Genomic DNA, 14,882 nt, shown 5'->3' on the forward strand with positions numbered 1-14,882 from the left:
GGGCCGGCTACACCTCCTGAAGGTGGAGTACGGGCGCAGTACTCCTGCGGGTTTACCCCTGAGGGGGTAGTACGGCCGAGGCGGCGGGCCGCGCCCCGGCAGGCCGCCGGTTCACCCGTCCGAGGTCAGCACCAGCCCCGAAGTCGGCACCCCGGTGCCGGCGGTCACCAGGACCCGGCCCGCGCCCGGTATCTGGTTCACGCCCGTGCCCCGCAGTTGGCGTACCCCTTCCGCGATCCCGTTCATCCCATGGAGGTACGCCTCCCCGAGCTGTCCTCCGTGTGTGTTCAGCGGCAGCCTCTCCTCGGCCACGTAGCCCGACGCCTCCCCGCGTCCGCAGAACCCGAACTCCTCCAGCTGCATCAGCACGAACGGGGTGAAGTGGTCGTACAGGATCCCCACGTCGATGTCGGCCGGGGCGAGCCCGGAGGTCCGCCACAGCTGCCGGGCCACCACGCCCATCTCCGGGAGCCCGGTCAGGTCGTCCCGGTAGAAGCTGGTCATCTGTTCCTGGGCCCGGCCGGCACCCTGCGCGGCCGCCGCGATCACGGCCGGCGGACGCGGCAGATCACGCGCCCGCTCCACCGAGGTGACGACGAGCGCCTGGCCGCCGTCCGTCTCCTGGCAGCAGTCGAGGAGCCGGAGCGGTTCGACGATCCAGCGGGATGCCGCGTGGTCGGCGAGCGTGATCGGACGGCCGTGGAAGTAGGCGGCGGGATTGGTCGCCGCGTATTTCCGGTCCACCACCGCCACCTGCCCGAACGCCTCCGGGGTCAGCCCGTACGTGTGCAGGTAGCGCTGCGCCGCCATCGCCACCCAGGACGCCGGGGTGAGCAGCCCGAACGGCAGCGACCAGCCGAGCGCCGCGCCCTCCGCCGACGGCTCCCGGTGCAGCACGCCCGAGCCGAACCGGCGCCCCGATCTCTCGTTGAACGCCCGGTAGCAGACGACGACCTCGGCCACCCCCGTCGCCACCGCCAGCGCCGCCTGCTGGACTGTCGCACAGGCCGCGCCGCCGCCGTAGTGGACCCGGGAGAAGAAGGACAGCTCGCCGATCCCGCAGGCCTGGGCCACGGTGATCTCCGGGCTGGTGTCCATCGTGAACGTCACCATCCCGTCCACGTCCGCCGGGGTCAGCCCCGCGTCGGCCAGCGCGGCCCGCACCGCCTCCGCCGCCAGCCGCAGCTCGCTGCGCCCCGAGTCCTTGGAGAACTCGGTGGCCCCGATCCCCACGATCGCCGCCCGCCCGCCGAGCGAGTCCCGGCCCCGCACGCTCATGAGTCCCCCTCGTCGGTGAGGGTGACGGTCACCGTGGCCTCGGTCAGGACGACGGTCACCGTGCCGGTCACGTGGTTGCCGATGCCGTTGGCGCCGACCACCCGGATCGTCGCCGTCCCCGTCACCTCGTCCAGCTCCTCGATGCGGCCGGTCAACACCATCGTGTCCCCCGGGTAGTTGGGCGCGCCCAGCCGGATGGCGACCTTGCGGAGCTCCGCCGTCGGACCGAAGCAGTCGGTGATGTACCGGCCGACCAGCCCGTTGGTCGTCAGGATGTTCATGAAGATGTCGGGGGAGCCCTTCAGCCGGGCCAGTTCGGCGTCGTGGTGCACGTCCTGGTAGTCCCGGGACGCGATCGCGCCGGCCACGATCAGCGTCCGCGTGATCGGGATCTCCAGCGGCGGCAGCTCGGTGCCCACCCCCGGCCGTGTCGTCTCAACTCCCACTCGCGATCAACTCCCCCAGTTCCTGCAGCACTTCGCTCCCGCTGCCCAGATACGCGTCCAGCTGGCGCCCCCACAGGAAGTGCCGGTGCACCGGATGCTCGACGTCGGCGCCCGCGCCGCCGTGCAGATGCTGGCCGGTGTGCACGACCCGCTGCCCCGCCTCGGACGCCCACCAGGCGGCGGTCAGCGCGTGCGTGGCGTACGGCAGCCCGGCGTCCCGCCGCCAGGCCGCCTCGTACGCCGTCACCCGTATCGCCTCGGTGTCCATATGGGCGTCGGCGGCCCGGAGCTGCACGGCCTGCCGGGTGGCGAGCGGACGCCCGAACTGCTCGCGGGCGTTGGTGTGCGCGACGGCCCGGGCCAGGGAGCCCGCGCAGACCCCGGCCTGGAGCCCGGCGAAGGCGGTACGGGCGACGGCCAGGACGTCGGCGTAGGCGGTGGGGGCGGGGGTGCCGGAGTCGAGGGCACGGGCGCCGGAGTCGGTACCTCCGGGGCCGGGGCCGGGGCAGAGGTCGGGGTCGGGGTCGGGCCCAGGGCCAGTGCCGGTGTCGGTGTCGGTGCCGGTGCCGGTGCCGGTGCCGAGGGGCTCGGCGGGGGCCTCGTGGAGGGTGAGCCGGCCCGCCGACCAGGGCGCGGTGAGCTCGGTCTCCTCGATGCCGGTGCCCTCCCCGAGCGGCACCAGCCAGAGCCGCCGGCCGGCGTCCGCGACCAGTACGTGCGTGGCGTCCCGCAGCCACGGGACGACGGGAACGATGCCGTTCAACCCGCCCCGTGCGGAGGGTCGTACCCCCTGCTGGGCCGGAAACGCCCCGGCGACGACCACCGACCCGTCTCCGATCCCCGGCAGCAGCCTCTCCCGCTGTTCACTCGTGCCGTGGGCCGCGATCGCCAGCTGCCCGTACACGCAGCTCACCGCGTACGGCACCTGGGCCGTGGTGCGCCCCTGTTCCTCCAGGAGCAGCACCAGCCCCAGCAGACCCAGCTCCTCCACCGCGGCCACCAGTCCGGCCGCGGTGAGGGCCTTCCACAGCTCCGGGTCACTGCCGGTGCCGGCGGCCCGCAGCCGCTCCGGGGTGGCCAGGTCCGCGAAGATCCTGGCGGCCAGGTCACGGGCCCCGGCCTGCGCCTCGGTGGGCGTGAAGTCCATGTCAGGCCTCCCCGCCGAGACCGCCGAGGGCGTCGTGGGCGTCGACGCCCCGGAAGACGGGCAGGGTCAGCGTCCCCTCCTCGTCCTCGTACCGACGGAACTCCACCCGTACCGGCAGCCCGATCCGCACCTTGTCGTACGGCACCCCCACCACGTTGCTCACCATCCTTACGCCCTCGGCGAGTTCGATCAGACCCACCGCGTACGGACCCGCAGCGTCGGCGGCGTGCTCGGATTCCATGAAGGCCGGGAAGGGCGGGTGGTGCATCACGACGTACGAATAGACCGTGCCCGCACCGGCCGACTCGACCGTGTCCCAGTCGGAGCAGCCGCAGGCGTTGCAACCCGGCAACCAGGGGTGGCGCAGGGTGCCGCAGCTTGCGCAGCGCTGGATGAGGAGGCGGCCCTCGGCCACGCCCTCCCAGAAGCCGGCGTTGTCCCGGTTGATCACAGGGCGGGGCCGCGGCGGAGCCTTGACCGGCTTCCCGGCGGGGGCGTACTTGAGGACGCGGAGGCGGTGGACGCCCGCCAGTTCCTCGCCGACCCGGATGTCCGTGCGCGTGGTGACGAAGTAGCCCGTGCCCAGTTTCGTCGTCTTCCGGCCGGACACCGACTCGATCACCGTGTCGAAGACCAGCTCGTCGCCCGGCCGCAGCGGGCGCAGGTACTCCTGCTCGCAGTCGGTGGCGACGATCGAGACACAGCCCGCCTCGTCGAGCAGGGCGGACAGCTCGTCGTACGCGCCGGTGCGTGCGGTGTTCCCGGAGAGGCCGCCCATCGTCCACGCCTGGAGCATGGTGGGCGGGGCGACCGCATCGGCTCCCCGGTACGCCGGATTCGTGTCGCCCATCGCCTCGCACCAGTGCCGGATCATGGGCAGGTTGACCGGGTCCTTGCCGGTGCCCGCCCGGGAGGCCGGCAGCCCCTCGTACGCCTTGAGCCGCATGCCCAGCTCGTCACTCCCCCCGGCCACGGCCACCCCTCCTCATCCCGAGCCGCATCGTCGCGACGATCTCCCGCTGCACCTCGCTCACCCCGCCCCCGAACGTGTTGATCTGCGCCGCCCTGTTGAGCCGCTCCAGCTCGCCGTCCCCGAACGCCCCCGGCGATCCGGACCGGACCAATGCCGTCTCGCCGACGATCTCCTGACACATGCGATACGTCGCGACCGCCGATTCCGTTCCCGCGAACTTCACGCCGCTGGCCTCCGCGGGGGCCACCCGGCCTGCCCCCGCGTCCCCCACCAGACGCCAGCTGAGCAGGCGGTTCGCCGCCAGCCGGGCATGCGCTTCGGCCAGCCGGAAACGCACCCAGGGCTCGTCAACACGACGTCGGCCCGCCACCGGATCGGGGGTACGGGCGGCGGTGAGCGCGGCCTCGTAGAAGTCCTCGGCCTGCATGGCGGTCGCGGCGAGGGCGACCCGCTCGTGGTTGAGCTGGTTGGTGATGAGCGACCAGCCGTCGTGCTCGGCGCCGACCAGGTGGCCGGCCGGGACGCGGACGCCGTCGTAGTAGGTCGCCGTGGTGATCTGGCCGCCCACCGTCTCGATCGGGGTCCAGGAGAACCCAGGGGCGTCGGTGGGGACCAGGAGGATCGAGATGCCGCGGTGCCTGGGCGCCTCGGGGTCGGTTCGGCAGGCCAGCCAGATCCAGTCGGCGTGCTGGGCGCCCGAGGTGAAGATCTTCTGCCCGTCGATCCGCCATCCGTCGCCGTCCCGCACCGCCCGGGTGCGCAGCGAGGCGAGGTCGGTCCCGGCGGCGGGTTCGCTGTAGCCGATGGCGAAGACCAGGTCGCCGCTGAGGATGCCGGGCAGGAAGCGGGCCTTCTGCTGGTCGCTGCCGTACTTCATGAGCGTGGGCCCGACCGTGTTGAGCGTGACCATCGAGACCGGGGCACCGGCCCGGTACGCCTCGTCGAAGAAGACGAACTGCTCGTCAGCGCCCCGCCCTTGACCGCCGTACTCGACGGGCCAGCCGAGGCCGAGCAGGCCGTCCGCGCCGATGCGGCGCAGCAGCGCACGGCGTTCCTCGGGCGCCTCGGGGGCCGGATCGGGGATCAAGGACCGGAAGTAGGCGCGGAGTTCGGCGCGCAGCCGCTGCTGGCGTTCGGTGGGGGCCAGATGCATGGTTTCTGACTGTCCGTCAGATGACGTTCCCTGTCAAGGTCGAACAGGCCGCGCGGAGCCGGAAGGCGGAGCGTCGCCGAACAGCCACAGGCCGGGAAAACGCCTGCGCGGCGGTACCGGAGTACCGCCGCGCAGGCGTGCTGCATCCCCACAGAGCACACCCCACCAGGGCTCAGTCGGGGACTACCACAGCTGGGTGAAGTGGACGGCAACGTTGTCGTTGCCCTGCTGGATGGCCGTCCACACGGAGCCCTTGACCTGCGCGGTGTTGCTCTGGTTCGAGGCACCGTTGCCCACCGCGTTCTGCTGCGTGGTGGAGGAGTTGCCGTTGTTGTCGTGGCCGACACCGCTGCCGATGATGCCCGCCACCCCGGCGTTGGCGCTCGATCCGTGGCCCGCGATCGCACCGTTGTCCGCGGCGGCGACACCGGCGAAGAGAGCGGCGGCGAGCGGGAGGGCGGAGACGGCGGCGAGAACGCGGGCGGTACGGATGCTTGCCATGTTGTTTCCTCTCAGAGCCCGGCTTTGCCGGAAACTACGTCAAGTAAGGCTGTTTCCGGGGCAGTTGGCCGACCGCCTCGGTGGTTGTCATCGACGTCGCGAGATCAGAATTGCCCACCGAATCCCCGGCGAACCAGACCTCACGGGATTATTCGCCCTCAAGCGTGATGACAAGTCGATAAACCCCTTTCGCCATCTTTGGTTGACTCCAGTCCCAGTCATGACCAGTCCGGATATCTCCTCTTCAAGCACCCCAAGGAGAGAACCGATCCGGCACCTTTTCCGGCCAAGCCGCCGCCCCCGGCGTGTCACACCGAGCCCCTCTTCCCTTTTTCGAACGTACGTACGAACATGGATCCATGGCCACCACCGACCGGCAGGCCACGACGCTGGCCCTCGCACACGCCCTGTCAGCCGCCGAGCGCGGCCTGGCCGTCATCCCCTTGTCCCGGACCAAACTCCCGGCCCTGCGCTCCCCGCACCGATCCCTGTCCGGGGACCGGTCCCCAGACCGATCTCTGCCCCTGGACCAGCCTGGGTCCCCGGACCGGACACCGGACCGTTCCCTGGACCCCGGCGAGCCGGAACCGCCGCTGCCGCCCTGCCACGGCGAGTGCGGCCGCCCCGGCCACGGGGTGTACGACGCCACCACCGACCCGGCCCGCATCCGCGAGCTGTTCGCCGCGGCGCCCTGGGCGACCGGCTACGGCATCGCCTGCGGGCTGCCCCCGTACCGCCTCATCGGTGTCGACCTGGACGTGAAGTCCGGTACGGACGCCACCGGATCCCTGCGCGAACTGGCGCTGCGGCACCTGTTCACCATCCCGCCCACCGTCGTCGTGCTCACGCCCAGCGGCGGCCGCCACCTCTGGCTGACCGGACCACCGGATGCCGTGATCCCCAACTCGGCCGGCCGACTCGCCCCCGGCATCGACATCCGGGGCGCGGGCGGCTACCTGGTCGGCCCCGGCTCCCGCACCGACCACGGCGTCTACGCCACCGCCCCCGGCACCGAACACCTGGTACCGGCCCCCTGCCCGCCGTCCCTGCTCCGCCTCCTCCTCCCGCCTCCACGGGCTCCCCACCCCGCGACCCACCCCTCGGTCGGCAACCGCGGGCAGGGCCTGGTCCAGTTCGTCCTCGCCGCCCACGAGGGCCAGCGCAACACCCGCCTGTTCTGGGCGGCCTGCCGCGCCTACGAGAACGGCATCGGCCGTGCCCTGCGGGCCCCGCTGACCGACGCGGCGGTCCACACCGGCCTGACCGAAAACGAGGCCCGCGCGACGATCGCGTCGGCGGCCCGCATGACCGGCCACCGCCCCTGAAAACCGAACACCGCCCACCGCCGGCCCCTCTGACCTGCCGCGCATGCCCCTGACCCGGGTCGTCCTCGCCTCCGCATCCACCGCCGCGAGATCATGGAGACCACGGACGACAGGGAGTGGGAACGGCGCATCAGCAATTGACGCAACGGCTGACCCACAGGCCCTGCGAGGCCCTAGCCGGCTTCCGGCGCGCCGTACGAGAAGTCGTACACGGCCCAGTCCGTGAGCGTGCGGTAGCCGAGGCGCTGGTAGAGGGCGTTGCTGGTGGGGTTGGCCGCGTTCGTGTACAGCACGACCTCTCGGGCGCCCGCGGCGAGTGCGGCCCGGCTCACCTCGACGGTCACAGCGCCCCCGTAGCCGCGACCGCGCAGGTGGGCCGGGGTGTAGACGGGGTCCACCCGGACCATGCCGGCGACCATCGGGTTCACCCCCGCCATGGAGACGGGAGTGCCGTCCGGCGTCTCCCACAGGGTGTAGCGCTTCTCGGCGAAGCGGGTGCCGGCCCAGGAGTCCGCGTCGATGACGACGTCCTCCCCGACGTCCGCGGCGAACTCACGGCACCAGCGCATGAGGTGCTCATGGTCCGGCTCGCCCATGAGCCGACCCCTGCCCGCGGGGAACGGATCCGGCGGAGTGAGCGTCCCGAGTCGGTACAGGTGCATCCGGACGCGGACCGTCGGCGTCGCGCCGGTGTGCCGATGCCAGGCCTCGGCGAAGGCGGTGGCGGTGTCGTGGTCCGCGCTGACGAAGGGCAGGTGGTGCCCGAGGACGGCCAGGTGGGCAGCGAGGTCGTCGGCCTGCTCGGGGTCCAGGGTGGAGATGGTCAGGCCGCCGGGCAGAAAGCGGTAGAAGAAGGCGCTGACCTCACCGGCTCGCTCCAGCCGGCCGAGCACGGGAACCCGGCCGCCCACCCCTGCCCTCCCGAGGGTGCGTAGCTTCTCCATCACCGACAGCGCAGAGGTGTGCAGGACGGGACGCGAACGCAGGAAGTCCCCGGCCCGGGCCAGGAAGTCGTCGACGTCGTCGGTCAAGTACCAGTCGGCTGAGCGCATCCCCGAAGCGTTCCCGTCCCGGAGGCCCACGTCCAGACCGCACACGTAAGGGGCGCCCCTCCCTAGGAGCACCCCTTACACAGCTGCGGTGGGTGTGGGGTTTGAACCCACGGTGAATCGCGCCACGACGGCGCCTCCGGCCGCCCCCTCCCACCCGGAGGAGCGGCTCCGCGATTTCAGCCGGCCGCGTCGGCGCGAGCCCCACAGATCACGGCTCCGACGTCGTGCCTCAAGCGACCAGGAAGGGAAAGGTGACCAGCCGCCGGACGCCGCTGCGCGGCGCCCTCAACAGCGAAGCCCCGGCCATTACCGTCCGGCGAACCCCTCACCGCCCGCCGCGAATCCCCCCGCGACCGGACATCGCGAGACGCCGTCCGGTCAGGGCAGGGCGATCCTCGCCGAGTTCCACAGCACGCCGCGGTTCAGGCGGTCGGGGTACATGCCGACCATCGTCTCGTAGAGGTCCACCTGGTCGTGGGCCTGCTGGGTAGCAGCGGTGAAGTCCTCGATGTAGCGGCGAGTCCGGCCGATGTCGTCGGGGCTGTCCGGGTCGCCGTCACGTTTGTGTCCGGCCACTACGGCGACCGGCTGGAGCTCCTCGAGGACGTTCAGGGCGTCGAGCCAGTCCTGTGTGCCGTTTCCTTTCGACTCGCCGAGGTACAGGTGGACGTCGCCGTAGACGGAGTCGCCGGCGACCACCAGTCCGATGGAGGGCGCGTGCAGTGCGCTTGTGCCGTCGGTGTCGGTGTGTCCGAGTTCGATCGCGCGAAGTTCCTCACCTTCCAGCTCGATCCGGCCGTCGGGCAGCGGCTCGGGGATCATGTGCCGGTCGGAGATCTGGTCCGGGAAGCGAGGCTGCCAGAACCCGTCGAACCAAGGGGGTTCCCACTGGGCCCCAGCGTGCGCGGCCACGTCCGCCGCGGCGACCAGACGGGCCTGCGGGAAGCGGTCGAGCAGCGCGGGTGCCCCGAAGAAGTGGTCGCCGTGTGCGTGGGTGACGAAGACCGTGGTCACGTTCTTGCCCTGTTCAGTCGTCCAGTCGGCCAGGCGGCGTGATTCGTCCAGGGTCATCAATGGATCGACCAGAACCGCGTCGCGCTCGCCGCAGATGAGTGTCGACGCCGTGGGCGACCACATTCGCCGGTCTTCGCCTGGCGGAAGGTCGTCGGACACCGCGGGCTTGGACGGAGCGACGTACACGGAGTAGGCGAGTGCGGTCATGACGACTCCCGCGTTCTCGGGCTGGCGATGACGGGGGAGCCGGCTGGACGAGGCGCTGGCCCCGCGACCGCCGACCCCGTCCTGGGATCCGCTTTCCCCACAGTAACTTCGCTTCGGCTGGGGCTCGACTTCACCCGGCGCGGCCGTCTGCAGCCGCGTCCAGAAGACCCAGGCGGTCTTCCACCCGTCTGCACAGCACTGGGGCCTCGATCCGGGCGGTCGGTGGGATGCCCCACGACTGGGGTAGCCCACGGCCGACCGTCACAGCCGCCGTGGCTGGGGACGGAGCGCGTCAGCGCTCGATCCGCTGCCTCGCCTCCTCGTTTTCGTCCGAGCCGGCGGCCGGGGGCAGGCGGTCGAGCTTGGCCAGCTGCTCAGCGGTCAGCTCGATCGTGTCGGCGGCCGAGTTCTCCTCCACGCGAGCGACTCGCTTGGTGCCGGGGATCGGGACGATCTGCTCGCCCTTGGCCAGCAGCCAGGCCAGCGCGACCTGAGCCGGTGTGGACCCGACCTCGTCGGCGATGGCCCGCACCTCGTCGGCGAGGGCCAGGTTTCGCTGGAAGTTCTCGCCCATAAAGCGCGGGCTGGTGCGCCGCCAGTCGCCTTCGTCGAACCGCTCGGGAGAGCGGAGTGTGCCGGTGAGGAAGCCGTGGCCGAGCGGAGAGTACGGCACGAAGCCGATACCGAGCTCGCGCAGCGCGGGCAGCACCCGCTCCTCGGCCTCACGGTTCCACAGCGAGTACGACGACTGGACCGCCGCCACCGGGTGCACGGCGTGGGCCCGGCGGATCGTCTCGGGGCCGGCCTCGGACAGGCCGAAATACCGAACCTTGCCCTCCTGCACCAGCTCTGCGACCGTGCCCGCCACGTCCTCGACCGGCGTGTCCGGGTCGATGCGGTGCTGGTAGTACAGGTCGATGTGGCCGGTCCCGAGCCGCTTGAGGGATCCTTCGACCGCGGCGCGGATGTTGGCCGGGCTGCTGTCGAGGACGTGCACGCCGCCTTCCGCGTCCGCGTGCGAGATCAAACCGAACTTGGTCGCCAGCACGACCTCGTCACGACGGGCCGTGAGCGCCCTGCCGACAAGTTCCTCATTGACGTACGGTCCGTAGACTTCGGCGGTGTCGATCAGCGTGACACCCAAGTCGACCGCCCGCTGAATGGTGCGAACGGACTCGGCATCGTCGCTTCCAGCGCCGCTGTAATAGGACGACATGCCCATCGTGCCCAGGCCGATACGGGAGACTTCCAGATCCCCCAAAGTGGTGTGCTTCATGATCGCCTTCTCGAATCTTTGCGGTGGTCGTCGCTGCTCGCGACTCGGGGCGGACGAGGTCACCGAAGGTGTGGGCGCCGAAGCGCTGCCTTTTCCCGTCGCCTTCGGCGCCCGGACGGCTCACCTGGAGCAGGCGGCCCGGGTGGCGCCGGCTGTCCCGAACGCCGTACCCAGTGAACGTCGTGACGCCAGCCGGTGGCAGTGCCTGGTCTTCCAGGTAACGCCAGTACCTGCCTCGTCCTCGAGGGGCCTCCCCCACCCGTTCCCGGCCTTCCGTCTGGCCCGCATCACCCCAGGGCGGGCCAGCCTGCCCGCCTGCACTCCGGCAATGTGAAAGCGCCAGAGGGCTCCACCGCCTGCACGGATCGCCCGTGACCAAACCTAGGAACGCCCCGCGTGATCCTCCTGGCCAAACGCGACACCCCCGGCATCGGCCGCGGCCACCACCTCGTGCGCCAGCCGCACCAGCTCCGCCTCCGGCAGCGACCCAGCCGGCCGCCGCTCACGCGCGAAAGTGGTGGCCAGCCGTTGCAGCAGCTCGTTCAGCGGGGTCGGGACGCCGTACAGCCGACCCAACAGAACGATCTCACCGTTGAGGTAGTCGGCCTCGATCGTTCCCGTGCCACGGGTGAGGGACTGCCAAGACGAGCCACCGCCCACTCCAGCCCAACGCACCTTGTCGCCGTGCGCCGCCTGCTGTTCTTGCCCGCTGGCATGGGGGATTCCTGCGGCCCTGAGGACCGACTCACCCTCCGCACGTACCCGCTCGTACAGCCGCCCCGCCTCCTCCCCTGCGACCGGCCAACTCAATGCGTTGATGGCGTTGGCGAGGTTGCCCAGCAACTTGGCGTATTGCCAGCGCGACACGTCGGCAACCACCGGGGCCTCGAAGCAGGCGGTCTCCAGGTCGGCGGCGATCCGGCGGACAGTGTCATCAACGCCGTGGGGGTAACGCCCGATGTGCAGAACGCCGGTGAGCGGGGCGCCCGGCGCCGAGACGACCCCCGGCTCGACGAAGACGGAGGGCAGCCAGACGCACACGCCGTACACACGGCGGAAGCGGCGCAGAGCCATCCGCTGGCTCTCGACGCCGTTCTGCGCGCACACCACCGGCAGCCGTTCCCCAGCAGTGCCGCCGCCCGCCACCCGTGCCGCGCCCCAGATATCCAGGGCAACCTCGCAGTCCTGTGTCTTGACGGTCAGCACGAGCACGTCGTCCGTACGCAACGCGCCCAGTGCGTCCGGGCCTTCAACGACGGGAAGCCGGTGGACGCGTTCGCCGTCCGGGGCCCGGAAGCGCAACCCGTCCGCCTTCATCGCCGCGTAGTGCGCGCCCCGCGCGACGAGGACCACCTCATGCCCGGCACCAGCCAGGCGCGCCCCGATCGCTCCGCCGATCGCCCCCGCTCCGATGATGATGTATCGCGTGCCGACGGGTGTCGACATGTCCGCCGCGCCCAGGCCGATACGGGAGACGTCCAAGCCTCCCGGAGTGGTGTGTTTCATGATCGCTTTCTCGAGTGTTGGAGATGGTCGTCACGCCTCGCCACGCAGGATGGAAGACGGCACCGATCCTGTCGGCGCCGCAGGTCGCCTCAGAGGTCCTGAATGGCCATCCCCAGTGAACAATGTGTCGTCGACCGGTGACAGTGCCTGGTCTTCCAGGTAATGCCAGTACCTGCCTCATCCCAGGACCCGCGCCTACCGTGGACACCATGGACGACCGTGCCGAGATCAAGGAGTTCCTCGCCTCTCGCCGGGCCCGCATCACCCCTGAGCAGGCTGGGCTGCCCGTCTACGGCGGCTACAGGCGGGTCAAAGGGCTGCGCCGCGAAGAAGTCGCGATGCTGGCCGGCGTCTCGGTCGACTACTACGTGCGGCTGGAACGGGGAAACCTCTCGGGGGCCTCTGACAACGTCCTGGACGGCGTGGCCCGCGCCCTGCACCTCGACGATGACGAACGCCAGTACCTGTACGACCTGGCCCGCCGCGCCCCCGCCCCCGCCGCGACCCACCGCCGCGGCTCCTCCAGGCGCCTACGACCCGCCTTGCAGCACATGCTGGACGCCATCAGCGATGCACCCGCCTTCATCCACAACGACCGCCATGACCTGCTGGCCACCAACCACCTGGGCCGCGCCCTGTACGCCCCCCTGCTCGACACCCCGCGTCGCCCGGCCAACCTCGCCAGGTTCATCTACCTCGAGTCGGCCGCTCGCGTGTTCCTCCCCGCCTGGGACAAGGCCGCCGACGACGTCGCCGCGATGCTCCGCGGGGAAGCCGGCCGAAACCCTTACGACAAGGACCTCACCGACCTCATCGGGGAACTGTCCACCCGCAGCGAGATCTTTCGGAAGCGCTGGGCCGACCACAACGTCCGCCAACACCGTGCCAGCGCCAAGAAGTTCCACCATCCGGCCGTCGGAGACCTGGAACTGAACTGCGAAACCATGTCTCTGGCCTCTGACCCCACCCTCACGCTCGTGATCTACTCGGCCGTTCCCGAGACCCCCAGTGCTGACGCGCTGCGCCTCCTGTCCACCTGGGCCGCCACCCAGGAGCAGCCGGAGCCTGGCCTCCACGGACGCCTCACCTGAAGCCCAGGAGGGCCCGGAGTTCCACGACGAGTACACCGACGGCTCGCTCGGATCGTCGAAGCCAGGCGCGCCCGAGGAACCCGAGCCTGCAGACACCAACGAGCCCGTGGCCAAGGCGAAGCGCCTTCTGATTGAGCAGTGCCCCTCCCGTGCCCGTCGGGCCGGGATGCAGCGGGGAGCCACGGGCACCGGCGGACAGCGGGCAAGAGAACGGCCCCTGACCGATCTACCTGGTCAGAGGCCGTTCACCTGCGCGGTGGGTGTGGGATTTGAACCCACGGTGACATCGCTGCCACGACGGTTTTCAAGACCGTTCCCTTAGGCCGCTCGGGCAACCCACCTCTTGCCCCGTCCACCAGGGGCGGAGCGGGTACAGCGTACCGGCCTCGGATGTCTCGTGGGGGTTGTGGTCCACTCAGGGTCCACCGGCTCTGTCCCGCTGCCGGGACCACGCTCCGATCAGCAATCGGTCGGCAGCTCCGCCTAGGCATAGAAGCTTGGTGCTCAGTCCTTCTGTAGCAGCAGCACGCGCACTACTACGGCCTTGGCGATTGATCCGCGGCTGAGGCACCTTCCAGCGGCAGGCGGTCGCGGTAGTACTCCCCCGAACCGCAGTGGCCCCATCCCGACTCCGGGCAACAACTCCCAGCGCTTCGGCCGGCACCGCGAGTCGAGCCGCTTTCCCACCTGCTGAGGAGAGGTGACGCCTCCGCCTTTCACCCAGGTGCTCCGGCTCGGCTACCGCTCGAAACCGGCCAACTGGGAACCTGCGCATCCGTCTCTCCATCCTCGTAGTCAACGTGTCCGGAAGGCCGCACCGACCCGACCAACGGGCGGCTGAGACCCGTCACAGGGGGAAGGAACCCGACTCTTGCGCAACAAGCTCGGCCGTACGGTCACCGGCGCAGCAGTGCTCGCCCTCACCGCCGCCGGCGCCGTCACAGGAACAGCGCACGCCTCCACAGACGTTCCCGACGCCACCGGAGCCATCCCCATCGAGAAGGTCACGATCGTCAGGCCCAAGACCCGCTAGAAGCAAGGAACGTGAGATGCCCAGGTTGAAGCAGAGCCGTGCAGCGGCCGGATGGATGGCAGCAGCAGTGTTGCTGACGTCTGGATGTGCTGTTCTCGACAGCAGCTCTGCTGATGCCAGAGGGCCCGGCGCGTCCTACGAGCAGGCGTACGCCGGCCACGAGCCGTTGCACGTGGCCGGCTACCCCTCCACCGGCTCGTTGCTGGTGATGCAGGAGCTCGTGTGGGACATCGCCGACGGCAAGACGGCTGAGCTCCGCAAGCTGGCGACCAGCGACAGCAGCGATGCGGTAGCCCAGAAGACCGCCGAGAACTGGATCAAGGGCTTCGGAGCCGGCGCACGCGGCAAAGTGACAGGCGATTTCTATGACGACGGTTCAGAACGCCAAGTCGTGGTCCTGTACTTCCATGGCACCCACCAGGTCAGATAGTTCACCGTTCGGCTCGACGGCGATGCGGGCAAGGAGGACTGGCGGGTTCTGATGAAGTCGACCGATTTCAAGGACGCCACCCAAGCTCCCAGCTGGGCGCCGAAGGAGCCGGGAGGAACCGGCTCCACCATGAAGAACAACAACTGATCGCATGGGCACCCGAGGCCCCCGCCGTCCGGAACGAGCCGGAGGGCGGGGGCTTTCCCCTTCCACGCCTGGTCCACACGCATTGATCCACAACGTGCCGGAGCCGGATCAAGGTGAGACAGACCCCATGGTGAGACAGACCCCATACAGAAGGGGCGCCCCTCATCAAGGGACACCCCTTCTGACCAGCACCTACGCTGGCCTGCGCGGAGGCGGTGGGATGTGAACCCACGGTGACATCGCTGCCACGACGGTTTTCAAGACCGTTCCCTCAGGCCGCTCGGGCAACCCACCCCGCGTCGA

General features: G+C 70.4%; 14 protein-coding genes and 2 tRNA genes. 4 read left to right on the forward strand and 12 right to left on the reverse strand.

What is annotated here, in order from left to right; all coding sequences use genetic code 11:
• Positions 1 to 111 precede the first annotated feature (111 nt).
• From ACZ4N4_RS13810 to ACZ4N4_RS13835, 6 genes are all read right to left on the reverse strand, one after another.
• Entirely contained in the window at positions 112 to 1,278 is a 1,167-nt protein-coding gene (locus ACZ4N4_RS13810; RefSeq protein ID WP_467587983.1) for a lipid-transfer protein, read from the reverse strand.
• On the reverse strand, positions 1,275 to 1,724 hold the full coding sequence (locus tag ACZ4N4_RS13815; protein WP_467587985.1) for a MaoC family dehydratase: 450 nt from the start codon (positions 1,722 to 1,724) through the stop codon (positions 1,275 to 1,277). Before ACZ4N4_RS13815 ends, ACZ4N4_RS13810 begins: the two co-directional genes overlap by 4 nt.
• Positions 1,714 to 2,871 carry an acyl-CoA dehydrogenase family protein gene (locus ACZ4N4_RS13820; protein ID WP_467587988.1) on the reverse strand — a complete coding sequence of 386 codons (1,158 nt, stop codon included), beginning with the start codon at positions 2,869 to 2,871 and terminating at the stop codon, positions 1,714 to 1,716. Before ACZ4N4_RS13820 ends, ACZ4N4_RS13815 begins: the two co-directional genes overlap by 11 nt.
• A gap of 1 nt (position 2,872) precedes the next feature.
• Positions 2,873 to 3,817, reverse strand: a complete 945-nt coding sequence (locus ACZ4N4_RS13825; protein WP_467589086.1) for a bifunctional MaoC family dehydratase N-terminal/OB-fold nucleic acid binding domain-containing protein — start codon at positions 3,815 to 3,817, stop codon at positions 2,873 to 2,875.
• Positions 3,818 to 3,827: 10 nt separating this feature from the next.
• Positions 3,828 to 4,997, reverse strand: a complete 1,170-nt coding sequence (locus ACZ4N4_RS13830) for an acyl-CoA dehydrogenase family protein (RefSeq protein ID WP_467587991.1) — start codon at positions 4,995 to 4,997, stop codon at positions 3,828 to 3,830.
• 183 nt (positions 4,998 to 5,180) lie between these two features.
• On the reverse strand, positions 5,181 to 5,498 hold the full coding sequence (locus ACZ4N4_RS13835) for a hypothetical protein (RefSeq protein WP_453568312.1): 318 nt from the start codon (positions 5,496 to 5,498) through the stop codon (positions 5,181 to 5,183).
• Positions 5,499 to 5,857: 359 nt separating this feature from the next.
• Between ACZ4N4_RS13835 and ACZ4N4_RS13840 the strand changes: the two genes are divergently transcribed.
• Positions 5,858 to 6,823: a bifunctional DNA primase/polymerase gene (locus tag ACZ4N4_RS13840; RefSeq protein WP_467587993.1), complete on the forward strand. Its 966-nt coding sequence runs from the start codon at positions 5,858 to 5,860 to the stop codon at positions 6,821 to 6,823.
• A 173-nt stretch (positions 6,824 to 6,996) separates the two neighbouring features.
• Here ACZ4N4_RS13840 and ACZ4N4_RS13845 read toward each other — a convergent pair whose 3' ends face one another.
• The 4 genes from ACZ4N4_RS13845 to ACZ4N4_RS13860 all read right to left on the reverse strand — a co-directional run bounded on the left by ACZ4N4_RS13845 (position 6,997) and on the right by ACZ4N4_RS13860 (position 11,818).
• Complete coding sequence (locus ACZ4N4_RS13845; protein ID WP_467587996.1) at positions 6,997 to 7,875, reverse strand: GNAT family N-acetyltransferase; 879 nt, start codon at positions 7,873 to 7,875, stop codon at positions 6,997 to 6,999.
• A gap of 378 nt (positions 7,876 to 8,253) precedes the next feature.
• Positions 8,254 to 9,096 carry an MBL fold metallo-hydrolase gene (locus ACZ4N4_RS13850; protein ID WP_467587999.1) on the reverse strand — a complete coding sequence of 281 codons (843 nt, stop codon included), beginning with the start codon at positions 9,094 to 9,096 and terminating at the stop codon, positions 8,254 to 8,256.
• 292 nt (positions 9,097 to 9,388) lie between these two features.
• Positions 9,389 to 10,372 carry an aldo/keto reductase gene (locus tag ACZ4N4_RS13855; protein ID WP_467589089.1) on the reverse strand — a complete coding sequence of 328 codons (984 nt, stop codon included), beginning with the start codon at positions 10,370 to 10,372 and terminating at the stop codon, positions 9,389 to 9,391.
• A 381-nt stretch (positions 10,373 to 10,753) separates the two neighbouring features.
• Entirely contained in the window at positions 10,754 to 11,818 is a 1,065-nt protein-coding gene (locus ACZ4N4_RS13860; protein ID WP_467589092.1) for a ketopantoate reductase family protein, read from the reverse strand.
• A gap of 269 nt (positions 11,819 to 12,087) precedes the next feature.
• Between ACZ4N4_RS13860 and ACZ4N4_RS13865 the strand changes: the two genes are divergently transcribed.
• The gene (locus ACZ4N4_RS13865; RefSeq protein ID WP_467588001.1) at positions 12,088 to 12,969 is read left to right on the forward strand and encodes a helix-turn-helix domain-containing protein; all 882 of its coding nucleotides are present in this window, start codon (positions 12,088 to 12,090) and stop codon (positions 12,967 to 12,969) included.
• A 254-nt stretch (positions 12,970 to 13,223) separates the two neighbouring features.
• Here ACZ4N4_RS13865 and ACZ4N4_RS13870 read toward each other — a convergent pair.
• A tRNA-Ser gene (locus tag ACZ4N4_RS13870) sits at positions 13,224 to 13,310 on the reverse strand.
• Between the two features lie 530 nt (positions 13,311 to 13,840).
• Between ACZ4N4_RS13870 and ACZ4N4_RS13875 the strand changes: the two genes are divergently transcribed.
• Positions 13,841 to 14,002, forward strand: a complete 162-nt coding sequence (locus ACZ4N4_RS13875) for a hypothetical protein (RefSeq protein ID WP_467588004.1) — start codon at positions 13,841 to 13,843, stop codon at positions 14,000 to 14,002.
• 16 nt (positions 14,003 to 14,018) lie between these two features.
• The gene (locus tag ACZ4N4_RS13880) at positions 14,019 to 14,432 is read left to right on the forward strand and encodes a hypothetical protein (RefSeq protein ID WP_467588007.1); all 414 of its coding nucleotides are present in this window, start codon (positions 14,019 to 14,021) and stop codon (positions 14,430 to 14,432) included.
• 352 nt (positions 14,433 to 14,784) lie between these two features.
• Here the strand turns inward: ACZ4N4_RS13880 and ACZ4N4_RS13885 are convergent.
• Positions 14,785 to 14,877, reverse strand: a tRNA-Ser gene (locus tag ACZ4N4_RS13885).
• Positions 14,878 to 14,882: the final 5 nt, after the last annotated feature.

Source organism: Streptomyces sp. NPDC026538, from assembly GCF_055567535.1.